We start from the raw sequence: 12,986 nt of genomic DNA, 5'->3' as shown, positions 1-12,986 counted from the left end.
ATTTACTCGATCCCGATTCAGCTGCTGGCCTATCACACCGCCGTCTTCATGGGCACGGATGTCGACCAGCCGCGCAATCTCGCTAAGTCCGTTACGGTTGAATGAGCATGGACTAGGGCGGCCCTCGCCCTAATTCTAGCTCTTGCGTCGCCCGCAGCGCTCCGGCATTGTCCGCAGCGTTACGGCACTGCACAATGACGGTGGGCATGAGCGAAGGTTCGGACAGGATATCGATGGCGGCGCGCCTCAGGAACAACTTCCTGACGGGCCTGATTATCTGTGCCCCGATGGCGATCACCATCTATCTGACCTGGACCTTCATCCATTGGGCCGACAGCTGGGTAAAGCCCTATCTGCCGGACCGTTACAATCCGGAAGCCTATCTGAAGTTCGCCGTGCCCGGCACTGGTCTGCTGATCGCCGTCGTCTTCATCACGCTTGTCGGCTTTCTCGGTCGAAACCTGATCGGCCGTTCGATCGTCTCCTACAGCGAGAACATTCTGAACCGGATGCCGCTGGTGCGTACCGTCTACAAGAGCACCAAGCAGATTTTCGAGACGGTGCTGAAGGAGCAGGGCAACTCCTTCAAGAAGGTCGGCCTCATCGAATTCCCGCGCGCCGGCACCTGGGCTCTGGTCTTCGTCTCGACGGACGCCAAGGGTGAGATCGCGGCGAAGCTCAACGACAGCGGCGAGGAGATGGTCGCCGTCTTTCTCGCACCGACCCCGGTCCCGACCGCCGGCTTCCTGATGTTCGTGCCACGCAGCAAGTTGATGCTGCTCGACATGACGCCGGAAGAAGGCGTGAAGCTTCTGATCTCTGCGGGATTGGTGACGCCGGATTACAAGCCGACGGTCGCAGACGCCATGGCCGCCTTTGGCGATCTCCCAAGCGAAGAACCCGTTGAACCGGCCAAGCGTGCCGGTCGATCCTGATCGTTCTCCCTAGCCTGCGTGCAGGAACCGGATCGCCTCGTCGCGACGGTGGAAATAGAGGAGCGTGCGCACGGCCTCGCCGCGTTCGGAGGTCAGCTCCGGATCCCGCTCGAGCAGATAGGCGGCGTCCTTCCGGGCGATCTCCAGAAGATCTCCGTGGTGCTCGAGGCTCGCAATCTTGAAGCCCGGGGTGCCTGACTGTCGAGTCCCCAAAAGCTCGCCTTCACCCCGCAGCTTCAGATCCTCCTCGGCGATCAGGAAGCCATCCTCCGAATCGCGCAGGATCGACAGCCGCGCCTTGCCGGTCTCTCCCAAAGGGCCCTTGTAGAGCAGGATGCAGCTCGACGCCTCGTCGCCACGGCCCACGCGCCCACGCAACTGATGCAGCTGAGCGAGGCCGAAGCGCTCCGCGTGTTCGATCACCATGATCGTCGCATCGGGCACGTCGACGCCGACCTCGACCACGGTGGTGGCGACGAGCAGTCGCGTCTCGCCGTTTTTGAAGGCGAGCATGGCGGCATCCTTTTCCGGCCCGCTCATCCGGCCATGCACGAGGCCGATCGGCGCCTTGATGAACTGGGAGAGCACCGCTTGCCGCTCCTCGGCCGACATCAGCTCGCTTTCTTCGGTTTCTTCGACCAGCGGGCAGATCCAATAGGCCTTCTTGCCCTCGGCGATCGCAGCCCTCAACCGTTCGATGACATCAGGCACGCGTTCGGTCGGCACTGTCACCGTCTGGATCGGCTTGCGGCCGGCTGGCTTCTCGGTGAGCTTGGAAACATCCATGTCGCCGAAGGCGGCCAGCACCAGCGTGCGCGGGATCGGCGTTGCCGTCATGACCAGCATATGCGGCGAGATGCCCTTGGAGGTGAGCCTGAGGCGCTGATGCACCCCGAAGCGATGCTGCTCGTCGACGACGGCAAGCGTCAGGTTTTTGTAGCTCACGGTGTCCTGGAAGAGCGCATGCGTGCCGATGACGATCTGCGCTTCGCCGGAGGCAATGCGCTCCAGGATCGCCTCGCGCTCCTTGCCCTTGGTGCGGCCGGTCAGCACTTCGATCCTGAGGCCTGCCGGTGCCCCGAGCTTGGCAAGTGTGGCATGATGTTGCCGCGCCAGGATTTCCGTCGGTGCCATCAGCACCGCCTGTCCGCCCGCCTCGACGGCGGCCGCCATCGCAAACAGCGCCACCAGCGTCTTGCCTGCGCCGACATCGCCCTGGACCAGCCGCAGCATGCGCTGATCGGAAGCCATGTCCTTCAGGATGTCGTCGATCGCCGCCAGCTGGCTGTTGGTCGGGGTGAAGGGCAGGGTGGCGCGGATCTTGCCGCTGATCTCGCCCGTCGGATTGATCGGTGTGCCCGGCACCCGTCGCAGTTTTTGCCTGACCAACGCCAGCGACACCTGACCGGCCAGGAACTCGTCATAGGCAAGCCTGCGCCGCGCCGGCGCCTGCGGATCGATGTCCTTATCGTCGCGCGGATTGTGGAGCGCTTGCAGGCTCTCGCGCACGCTGGCGAAACCCTGTTTTGTCGCAAGTGCTGCATCCGCCCATTCCGGCAGATCCGGCATGCGTTCGACCGCCGCTTCGACCGCCTTGCGCAGCACCTTGGGTCCCAGACCCGCCGTCAATGGATAGACCGGCTCGACCAGCGGCAGGTTCTCCGCCTCGCTCGCCTTCACCATGAGATCGGGATGCACCATCGAGGCGCGACCGTTGAACCAGTCGACTTTGCCAGAGACGATCACGACCTCGTCGACGGGCAATGCCTTTTCCAGCCAGTTGCCCTTGACGCGGAAGAAGGTGAGCGCCAGTTCCCCCGTCTCGTCATGCAGCATCACGCGGTAGGGCAGGTTGCTCTTGCCCTTCGGCGGCGGCAGATGCCGGTCGACGCGGCCGGTGATCGTCACCAGCGAACCCTGCTGCGCATAGGCAACGCCCGGTTGGTGCCGCCGGTCGATCAGCCGGTGCGGCGCGAGGAAGAGCAAATCCACGACCCGTGCATCTTCGGCGTCCTCACGCCCGAGCAGCGTGGCGAGAAGCTGGGCGAGCTTGGGGCCCACTCCGCTGAGCGAGACGACGGAGGCAAACAGGGGATCGAGAAGATGGGGGCGCATGATCACGGCAAAATGCCTCGTTAAATGCCCCTTTGGCAAGCTGACATTTGCCGGATGCTGCTCTATAGAAGCCCCCAAGTATTGGAAGGATGCAAGATGACTGGACTGGTGAAAAGCAGTGCCGACCTCGATCCGCGCCGCCGGCGCATCCTGTTCCGCTGCTGGCATCGCGGCATCCGCGAAATGGACCTGATGCTCGGCCAGTTCTGCGAAGCGGAGATCGAGGGTCTGAGCGAGGCCGAACTCGACGAGCTCGAGCGTATCATGGCCGAGGAAGACAACGACCTCGTCAAGTATATCACCGGCGCCGAGCCCGTTCCCGCCCATCTCCAGACGCCGCTCTTCGAACGCATTGCCGCCCTCCGGCCGGATTTCTCGCCGGTGACGGGCGAAGAACACGCTGCAAAGTAACTGATATGTCCCTGATCGATGTGAAGCGGATTGTCGGTGCGCAATCCGCCCTGACGCTTTCCCATGTACCCGACGGCATGGATGCCTTCATCCTCGCCGAACTCGCGCGCGAGGGAAAACCGGTCGCCTATGTGGTCTCGGATGGACAGCGGCTGCAAAACCTCGAGCAGACACTAGGTTTCGCAGCACCGGACATCCCGGTTCTCACATTGCCCGCCTGGGACTGTCTTCCCTATGACCGCGTCTCGCCCTCGGCCGATGTCTCCGCCCGACGTCTTTCGGCCCTCTCGGGCCTGATCTCGCTCTACCTCAATCCGCATCCGGCAATCGTCCTGGTGACGGTCAATGCCATGCTGCAAAAGGTGGCGCCGGCGGATGTGATCGACAGCCTCGGCTTTTCGGCGAAACCCGGCAATCAGGTGCGCATGGATGACATTGCCGCGCGTCTGGAACGCAACGGTTTCGACCGGGTCGCAACGGTCCGCGAAGTCGGCGAATTCGCAGTTCGCGGCGGCATCCTCGACGTTTTCGTCCCCGGCGCGGAAGAACCCGTACGCCTCGATTTCTTTGGCGACACGTTGGAGAGCATCCGCTCCTTCGATCCGGCAAGCCAGCGCACGATCGCCCAGGTCCGTTCTCTCGATCTCAATCCGATGAGCGAGGTGACGCTGACGCCGGAGAGCATCAGTCGGTTTCGCAAGAACTATTTGTCGCTTTTTGGTGCCGCCACCCGCGACGACGCGCTCTATGCAGCCGTATCCGAGGGTCGCCGCTATGCCGGCATGGAGCATTGGCTCCCGATGTTCTACGACAAGCTGGAGACCACCTTCGACTATCTCCGCGGCTTCCGTATGGTCACCGACCATACCGTGCGTGAGGCAGCGGAAGAACGCGCCAAGCTGATCCGCGACTATTACGAGGCGCGGCTGAATTCCGCCACGCCCGGCAAGGGCCATCTGGCCCAGGGCACGCCCTACAAGCCGGTCCCACCGGAGCGGCTCTATCTCGGTGCCGGCGAATTCGGCAAGGCGCTCGACGCCTTCGATCCGATCCGCATCACACCCTTTGCCGAAGCCGGTGGCGAAAGCCGTCTCGTCATCGAGGTCGAGGCCCGCCCGACACCGCGCTGGGCCAAGAGCGCCAATGAGGAAACCGCCGAGGGTGCTCGAGTGAACGTCTTCGGCCAGGCGGTCACCTATATCGCCGACAAGCGCGCCGCCGGCGCCAAGGTCATCGTCTCCGGCTGGTCGGAAGGTTCGCTCGACCGACTGCTGCAGGTGCTGAACGAACACGGCCTGGAAAAGCTGGTTCCGGTCGCCGCCCTCAAAGATGTCGACAAGCTGAAGAAGGGCGAGGCGGGAACCGCCGTGCTCAGCCTCGAAGGCGGCTTCGAGGCCGGCAATCTTGTCATCATCGGCGAGCAGGACATTCTCGGCGATCGCATGGTCCGCCGCTCGAAGCGCCGCAAGCGCGCCGCCGACTTCATCTCGGAAGTGGCCGGCATCGACGAAGGCTCGATCGTCGTGCATGCCGAACATGGCATCGGCCGCTTCGTCGGCCTGCGCACCATCGAGGCGGCCGGTGCGCCGCATGCCTGCCTCGAATTGCAATATGCCGACGACGCCAAGCTCTTCCTGCCGGTCGAAAACATCGACCTCCTGTCGCGCTACGGCGGCGAGGCGACCGAGGTGCAGCTCGACAAGCTGGGCGGTGGCGCCTGGCAGATGCGCAAGGCCAAGCTCAAGAAGCGCCTGCTCGATATGGCGGGCGCCCTGATCCGCATCGCTGCCGAACGCATGACCCGCTCTGCACCGGTCCTGACCACGCAGGAAGGCCTCTACGACGAATTCGCCGCCCGTTTCCCCTATGACGAGACCGAAGACCAGGAAAACGCCATCGAGGCCGTCCGCTCCGACCTCGGCCAGGGCCGCCCCATGGACCGCCTGATCTGCGGCGATGTCGGCTTCGGCAAGACGGAAGTGGCGCTGCGCGCCGCCTTCATCGCGGCGATGAACGGCATCCAGGTCGCCGTCGTCGTGCCGACCACGCTCTTGGCCCGCCAGCATTTCAAGACCTTCTCGGAACGCTTCCGGGGGCTGCCGATCCGCGTCCAGCAGGCCTCGCGCCTCGTCGGCACCAAGGAGTTGAACCTCGTCAAGAAGGAAGTGGCCGACGGCAAGACCGACATCGTCGTCGGGACCCATGCGCTGCTCGGCTCGGGCGTCAACTTCGCCAATCTCGGTCTGCTGATCATCGACGAGGAGCAGCATTTCGGCGTTAAGCACAAGGAGCGCCTGAAGGAGCTGAAGTCGGATGTCCACGTTCTGACGCTCTCGGCAACACCGATCCCGCGCACGCTGCAGCTGGCCATGACCGGCGTGCGTGAACTCTCGCTGATCACCACGCCGCCGGTGGACCGCATGGCGGTGCGCACCTTCATCTCGCCCTTCGATCCGCTGGTCATCCGCGAGACGCTGATGCGCGAGCATTATCGCGGCGGCCAGAGCTTCTATGTCTGCCCGCGTCTCGCGGATCTCGCGGATGTGAAGAGCTTCCTCGACGAGAACGTGCCGGAACTCAAGGTGGCGATCGCCCATGGCCAGATGGCGGCGGGCGAACTCGAAGACATCATGAACGCCTTCTATGAAGGCCGCTATGACGTGCTTCTCTCGACCACCATCGTCGAATCCGGCCTCGACGTTCCCACGGCCAACACGCTGATCGTTCACCGTGCTGACATGTTCGGTCTGGCGCAGCTCTACCAGATCCGTGGCCGTGTCGGCCGCTCCAAGGTTCGCGCCTTTGCGCTGCTCACGCTTCCTGTCAACAAGGTGCTGACGGCAGGTGCCGAACGGCGTCTCAAAGTCCTGCAGTCGCTCGATACGCTCGGCGCCGGCTTCCAGCTTGCGAGCCACGACCTCGATATCCGTGGCGCCGGCAATCTGCTCGGCGAGGAACAGTCCGGCCACATCAAGGAAGTCGGCTTCGAGCTCTACCAGCAGATGCTCGAAGAGGCGGTCGCCGAGGTGAAGGGTGTCGATGAAGTGGTCGATACCGGCTGGTCGCCGCAGATCCAGGTCGGCACGTCTGTCATGATCCCGGAAAACTACGTGCCGGACCTGCATCTGCGCATGGCACTCTATCGCCGCCTCGGCGAACTCGATGATCTCAGGGAAATCGATGGTTTCGGCGCCGAACTGATCGACCGCTTCGGGCCGATGCCGGTGGAGGTCCAGCACCTGCTCAAGGTCGTCTACATCAAGGCGCTGTGCCGCACGGCCAATGTCGAGAAGCTGGAAGCAGGGCCCAAGGGCGTCGTCGTCCAGTTCCGCGGCAAGCAGTTCCCTAACCCAGCAGCACTGGTTGGCTACATCGCCAAGCAGGGGACCATGGCGAAGATCCGGCCGGATCATTCGGTGTTCCTGACCCGTGACCTGCCGACGCCGGAAAAGCGGCTGGCAGGGGCGGCGGTGGTGATGACCCAGCTGGCGGAACTGGCGAAGGCGGGTTGAAGCGAGGCCGGGGCTTCGTTCGTTACTGTCAGCTCTCGGACTGATCCGGCTTGATCGCCAGCGCCGCATCCGTGCTTCCGGCCACCGGCGGCGGAAGTGGCACGCCGCGCTTGCGCTCGCGCGTCAGCGTCAAAAGCCCCGATCCCACGATCAGCACGATGCCGATACCCATCGGCCAGTCGATCTTGTCGCCAAAGACGAGGTAGCCGAGCAGGATTGCCCAGAGCATCTGGCTGTATTGGATCGGCCCGACGATGGGGGCGGGGGCATAGAATGAAGCCAGCATCATGAAGATATTGCCGACGGCGGCGAGCAGGCCAAAGGCGGCCAGCAGCATCAGGTCGTAGCTGTCCGGCGCCTGGAAGTCGGGCAGCGAGAAGGCTGCACAGATGATCACGCTGCCAAGCAGGCCTGCGCCATAGAGCGAGATATTCTTCTCCTGCGGCCCCATGGCGCGGAAGATGATGATGGTGACGGCGCCAGCAAAGCCCGAGATCAAGGCTGCAAGGTGGCCCAGCTGCAATTCTCGGAAACCTGGCCGCAGGACCACCAGCACGCCCAGAAAGCCGATCAAGACTGCCATCCAGCGCTTCATGCCCACTTCTTCCTTGAGGAAGATCACCGACATGATCGTCGCAAAGCTCGGCAGCAGGAAGATCAGGCAGAAGGCCTCGGCCATGGAGAGCTGGGTGAACGCGATGATGCTGCCGACCGTACCAACGGCCGAACAGACGAAGCGCAGTCCCCAGAGTGGCCAGTTGGTGCTGCGCACCAGATCCGTATAGCGATCGCCACGCTTCATCAGGAAGGGGATGGCGACAAAGCCGAAGAGGCTGCCGATGAATCCGGCCTCGAAAGCCGGCACGCGGCCTTCCACCAGCTTCACGGCAGCGTCACTGAAGGAATAGGCGGCAAAGCAGATGAAGGCGAAGAAAACGCCTTTGAGGGTGGTATCGGCGGACAAGGTGATGATCCCGGGGAGGAGGTTGCCTCACCGGGATACGGGTGTTCGTTACAACCGTCAATTCAGATTGCGGAGAGCCTCTGCCTTCGCCTTGGCGATTTCGCGCAGCGCATTCGCCAGTTCCGCCGGCGGTTGGGCGCCGCTGACCGCGTATTGCTGGTCGAAGATGAAGAAGGGCACGCCGTTCACGCCCATCTGCTTGGCGGCATCGACTTCCGACAGCACGTGGTTCACGTCGGCATCACCAGCTAGCAGCGATTCGATCACGGGACGGGACAGCCCGGCTTCGGTGGCAATATCGAGAAGCACCGCCGGATCGCCGACATTGCGACCCTGCTCGAAATTCGCCTTGAACAGAAGGTCAACCACACGTCCCTGTGTTTCGCGGCTTTCCTGGCCGGCCCAGTGGATCAGGCGATGGGCATCGAGCGTGTTCGGACCGATCTTGATCGCCTCGAAGTCGAAGGCGATGCCGACCTCGGCACCGAGCGACTTCAGATGGGCATGCGCCCTGTCCATACTGTCCTTGCCGCCGAGTTTTTTGGCAAGCTCGACCTGGTGGTCCACACCCTCAGGCGGATAGTCCGGGTTGAGCTGATAGGGCCGCCAGTTGATGTCGACGCTGACCTCATCCTGCACTTCGGCGATCGCTAGCTCGAGCCGAGCCTTGCCGAGGTAACACCAGGGGCAGACCACGTCGGATACGAGGTCGATGGTGATGCGGTCCATGAGGGTGTCCTTTCTTGGCAGAGCTATGCCTGTCACTTAAAGCAAAGCGGGCCGGAGACAAGCTCCGGCCCGCAAACACTCAGTCAAACATTCGGACGTTACTGCACCCGGGCGTCGAACCATGTCGGACGCTGGTAGCCGTAAAGCGGTGCGGCCTCCGGACGACCGATATGCTTCCAGCGTGCCACCCACTGTTCGCCGATGTGATAGAGCGGCACGACATAGTGGCCGGCGACCAGCAGGCGGTCATAGGCGCGCACGGCAGCCTGGAAATCCTGAGGTTCACGCGCCTGCAGCAGCGCCTCGATCATCCGGTCGACATCGGGGTCGGCGACACCCGCGTAGTTGAAGCTGCCTTGGGCATCCTTCGATTCGGAACCCCAGCGATTGACCTGCTCGGCACCCGGCGACAGCGAGGAGGTATACGACTTGATGATCATGTCATAGTCGAAACTGTTCGACCGCGCCTGGTACTGGGCATCGTCAACGGTCCGGATCGCCATCTCGACCCCGATCATCTTCAGTGTCCGTTGGAATGCGAGAGCCATCTTTTCCTGGCCCTCGTTTTGCGTCATCACTTCGAAGGCGAGTTGCTTGCCGGACGCATCGACCATCTTCCCGCCCTGGATCTTGTAGCCGGCTTCGCCGAAGAGCTTCACCGCCTGGCCCAGCGCCTTGCGATCGCCGCCCGAGCCATCGGTTGCCGACTGGGTAAAGGTGCCGGCCAGGATCTCCGGTGACAACCTGTGTTTTGCTGGACCGAGCAGGGCCAGTTCCTTGTCATCCGCCGCATTGCCGAAGGCGCCGAGCTTGGAATTCTGCCAGTAGCTCTGGGTACGAGTGAAGGCATTGCCGAACAGCGTCTTGTTCATCGATTCGAAGTCGAAGGCGGTGCTGATCGCTTGGCGCACCTTGACGTCGGCAAAGATCGGACGACGGGTATTGAAGACGAAGCCCAGCATGCCGGTCGGCAGACCCGGCTGGAAGGCCTCCTTGACGACGTCGCCCTTCTGCACAGCCGGGAAGTCATAGGCGCGCTGCCAGTGGTTGGCATCACCGTCGGGATAGATGTCGATCTCGCCCTTCTTGAAGGCCTCGAAGAGGGTCGCTTCCTGCAGGAAATAGGTGACCGTGATCTCGTCGTAATTGTCGAATCCGACCTTCGACGGAATGTCCTTGCCCCAGTATTGGGGATCGCGGGCCCATGTGATCTTCTCGCCGGGCTTCAGATCCTTGATCTTGTAGGGTCCCGAACCGACCGGGATGGCGAGCCCGCCCTGGTCGAAGGTCGCGGGATCGATCGCATGTTTCGGCAGGATCGGGGTCGACAGAGCAAAGATCAGCGGCGTTTCGCGATTCGCTTTTTCATTGAAGGTGAACTTGATTCCGTTCTCTCCCACCTTCTCCATCTTGGCCACGGCATTCAGTCGGCCGTTGAAGGGGGGGCGACCCTTGTCGCGCAAGAGTTCGAAGGTGAAGATCACATCTTCGGGAGTCACCGGCTTGCCGTCATGCCACCGCGCCTTCGGATTCAGATTGAACTGCACAAAGGTGCGATCCGCGTCCCATTCGACGCTTTCGGCGAGCAGCCCATAAAGCGAGAAGGGCTCGTCTGCCGAGCGCGTCATCAGCGGTTCATAAAGCAGGTTGCCGAATTCCGGATCCCAGACACCGCGCGCGGTCGTGCGCATGCCCTTGAGGACGAAGGGGTTGAGCGCATCATAGGTGCCGACAACGCCGTAGTTGACCTTGCCGCCTTTCTTAACCCCCGGATCCACGTAGGGAAAATGCGTGTAGCCGGCAGCGAGGGCCGGCTCGCCATGCATGGCGATGCCGTGCACGGGTTGCGCATGGGCGACGGTGGCAAAGGGCAGCAGGAATAGACTGAACAACAGACGGCGCAAGGTACTGATCCTCCCGGGAATGGAATCTCGAATAAGCGCGGACGCTATCACAATCACCACAAAACCAACACACGGGGGTGAGATGCAGGGGGAGTTGAAACGCCGGCATCAAAGAAATGCTGGATATTCCAGCCGCTGCAATGTAACAGGTGAGCCGGAACGCCGGGTCATGCATTTGCCTCATTTGAACGACAGGTGAGGGCAGGCAAATCGGGCGAATGACGCGGCACACAAGTCCGCGCGACAGGGGCTTTCAGGAGACGGAATACGCATATGTTCAAATTTACCAACGCAACGCGGACGGCTGTGTCTGCACTCGCATTGTCCTTCGCCGCCGCAGCCATGCCGGTTGCCGCCCAGGCCCAGGATGCTGCCGCACCGACGGACGCAAGATGGTTCAAGACCTGTGCCAAGCAGGAAGAATCCGATGTCTGCGTCGTGCAGAACCAGCTCGTCGCCGCCAATGGTCAGCTGATCACGGCTGTCGGTCTCATCACCGTCGAAGGCAAGGTAAACCGCAAGCTGCTGCAGGTCACCGTACCCTCGGCGCGTCTGATCCCGCCGGGCGTGATGATGCAGATCGATGGCGGCAAGGGCACCAAGCTCGACTACGCCGTCTGCCTGCCCGACCGCTGCACGGCTGAAATCCCGCTGACCGACGCCATCATCGACAGCCTGAAGAAGGGTGGCGAAGTGGTGTTCACCTCGATCAATTTCCGCCGCGCGCCGAACCCGATCAAGATCCCGCTCACCGGCTTCACGGGTGCCTACGAAGGCGAGGCCATCTCGCAGTCGCAGGCAGAAGAGCGCCAGCGTCTCCTGCAGGAAGCAATGCAGAAGAAGCAGGAAGAACGCGCAAAGGCGATCACCGACGCGCAGAATGCGGCCAAGCAGGGCAATTGATCCCGGCGATCGTGTGAGAACAACAGAAGCCCGCGTCGATGACGCGGGCTTCTTTCGTTTCAGGGCATCGGGTGCCGTCAGTGGGCGAAGTTCATCTTCGGCTTGTAGCGTCCGGCCTGCTCCATCACGAAGATCTGTTGGATCTGAGGATTGCGCAGCGGCTGGTCGCTCTGGTCGCGTTCCAGGTTCTGCTCGGACACATAGGCCACATATTCGGTCTCCGCATTCTCAGCCAGCAGATGATAGAAGGGCTGGTCCTTGTGCGGTCGCACTTCGGCGGGGATTGCGTTCCACCATTCCTCGGAATTGGCAAATTCCGGATCAACATCGAAGATCACGCCGCGGAACGGAAAGAACTTGTGCCGTACGACGTCCCCGATACCAAATTTAGCGCTTCGTTGTTTCATGGTTTGACTTCCTTTCCCTGTCATATCTGGGAAGAAAGCCCGGCAAAATCAAGGGATGGTGTGTGACAGCGCGGCAGCCTGCCACACCTAGGTCGTCTTTCGCGCAGGCGCCGTCGCCAGGATCAGCCCGCCCGTCACCAGCACGATGCCGACGGCATGATAACTCTCGAAGCGCTCGCCGAGAAAGATCACTGCCATCAGGATGGACATCGGCGGCATGAGATAGAGTGTCATGCCCGCAATCCCCGGTCCGAAGACCTGGACCGCATGCTGGAAGCAGTAGAAGGCGGCAAGCGACGCAAAGAGAATGATCCCGCCAAGCTTGGCAAACTCCATCAGCGTGTCGGGCAGCGGGCCTCCGGAGGCCATCTCGATCACGCCAGGCGGTACGAGCACGATGGCGCCCGATGCCGCCAGAAGAGCAAACAGAGGAAGCGGCGGCATGGCTCGCACGGACGGGCGCCGGAGCAGCAGCGAATAGGCAGCAAAGGCAATGGCAGCAACAAGGATCGCCAGGTCTCCGATGTTGAAGGTCAGGTCGAGGAGCGCCTCGGGATGCCCCTTGAGCACGATCGCCACAACGCCTGCAAAGGCGATGATCATGCCGACGAGTTCGCGCCGCGTGATCGCCCGCTTCTGAAAGAGCCACTGGAACAGAATGATGAACAGCGACGATGTGGTGTAGATCAAGGTCGCGTTGGAGGCGGTGGTCAGCGTCAGCGCCCAGTAGACGACCCCGCCGCAGATGCCCATGCCCAGGACGCCGAGCGTCAGCCAGAGCGCGGTGTGCTGCCGGACGAAGGCGAGGCACGCCTCGCGCTCCCGCCAGATGAAGGGCGACATCAGAAGGGCGGCGCCCAGCCAGCGCAGCAGCGCCGTCGTAAATGGACCGACCTCGCCGGTGATCCCCCGGCCAAAGATCAGGTTGGATGAAAACAAGAGCGGTGCCAGCAAAAACAACAGCCAGTCGTAGAAGCGCGGGTCGGATGTCTTGGATGAGGCTGGCATGGAAATTTCTGACCGAGCATGGAATTTGGCAATCAGTGCTACCGTGTCGCAGCCGTTCGTGAAAGCGCCATTCCATCGAAACAGTACGACTTGCAACG

At 62.3% G+C, this 12,986-nt stretch carries 10 protein-coding genes and 1 pseudogene; 5 read left to right on the top strand and 6 right to left on the bottom strand.

The genetic code is table 11. From position 1 onward, the window contains the following. Both H6M51_RS24520 and H6M51_RS23090 read left to right on the top strand, forming a co-directional pair. Window positions 1-105 (top strand): annotated as a pseudogene (locus tag H6M51_RS24520) (sugar isomerase); the annotation flags it as partial. A 101-nt stretch (window positions 106-206) separates the two neighbouring features. Beyond that, window positions 207-935: a DUF502 domain-containing protein gene (locus H6M51_RS23090; RefSeq protein WP_162547887.1), complete on the top strand. Its 729-nt coding sequence runs from the start codon at window positions 207-209 to the stop codon at window positions 933-935. A gap of 9 nt (window positions 936-944) precedes the next feature. Here H6M51_RS23090 and recG read toward each other — a convergent pair whose 3' ends face one another. Continuing rightward, window positions 945-3,050, bottom strand: a complete 2,106-nt coding sequence (gene recG / locus H6M51_RS23085) for an ATP-dependent DNA helicase RecG (protein WP_185812149.1) — start codon at window positions 3,048-3,050, stop codon at window positions 945-947. A gap of 96 nt (window positions 3,051-3,146) precedes the next feature. On the opposite strand from recG, the gene H6M51_RS23080 reads away from it, so the two are divergent. Beyond that, on the top strand, window positions 3,147-3,461 hold the full coding sequence (locus H6M51_RS23080; protein ID WP_162547888.1) for a succinate dehydrogenase assembly factor 2: 315 nt from the start codon (window positions 3,147-3,149) through the stop codon (window positions 3,459-3,461). 5 nt (window positions 3,462-3,466) lie between these two features. Beyond that, a complete protein-coding gene (mfd, locus tag H6M51_RS23075; RefSeq protein WP_185812147.1) occupies window positions 3,467-6,973 on the top strand; it encodes a transcription-repair coupling factor in 3,507 nt (1,168 codons plus the stop codon). 28 nt (window positions 6,974-7,001) lie between these two features. Here the strand turns inward: mfd and H6M51_RS23070 are convergent, their stop codons facing one another. The 3 genes from H6M51_RS23070 to H6M51_RS23060 form a co-directional block, all read right to left on the bottom strand. Beyond that, on the bottom strand, window positions 7,002-7,937 hold the full coding sequence (locus H6M51_RS23070) for a DMT family transporter (RefSeq protein ID WP_162547890.1): 936 nt from the start codon (window positions 7,935-7,937) through the stop codon (window positions 7,002-7,004). Between the two features lie 57 nt (window positions 7,938-7,994). Further along, a complete protein-coding gene (locus H6M51_RS23065; RefSeq protein WP_162547891.1) occupies window positions 7,995-8,666 on the bottom strand; it encodes a DsbA family oxidoreductase in 672 nt (223 codons plus the stop codon). Between the two features lie 98 nt (window positions 8,667-8,764). Beyond that, window positions 8,765-10,570: an extracellular solute-binding protein gene (locus H6M51_RS23060; protein ID WP_246780657.1), complete on the bottom strand. Its 1,806-nt coding sequence runs from the start codon at window positions 10,568-10,570 to the stop codon at window positions 8,765-8,767. Window positions 10,571-10,843: 273 nt separating this feature from the next. Here H6M51_RS23060 and H6M51_RS23055 point away from each other — a divergent pair, with 273 nt between their 5' ends. Next, a complete protein-coding gene (locus H6M51_RS23055; RefSeq protein ID WP_185812146.1) occupies window positions 10,844-11,473 on the top strand; it encodes an invasion associated locus B family protein in 630 nt (209 codons plus the stop codon). A gap of 77 nt (window positions 11,474-11,550) precedes the next feature. On the opposite strand, the gene hspQ is transcribed toward H6M51_RS23055, so the two are convergent. Beyond that, window positions 11,551-11,880, bottom strand: a complete 330-nt coding sequence (hspQ, locus tag H6M51_RS23050) for a heat shock protein HspQ (protein ID WP_162547893.1) — start codon at window positions 11,878-11,880, stop codon at window positions 11,551-11,553. An 87-nt stretch (window positions 11,881-11,967) separates the two neighbouring features. Next, window positions 11,968-12,888, bottom strand: coding sequence for a DMT family transporter (locus tag H6M51_RS23045; RefSeq protein ID WP_185812145.1), 921 nt, complete (start codon window positions 12,886-12,888; stop codon window positions 11,968-11,970). Between the last annotated feature and the right edge of the window lie 98 nt (window positions 12,889-12,986).

It is taken from the genome of Rhizobium sp. AQ_MP (assembly GCF_014237835.1).
Classification (GTDB): domain Bacteria; phylum Pseudomonadota; class Alphaproteobacteria; order Rhizobiales; family Rhizobiaceae; genus Allorhizobium.
The sequence above is the reverse complement of the archived record's forward strand: the minus strand, read 5'-3'. Positions and strand labels throughout refer to the sequence as shown.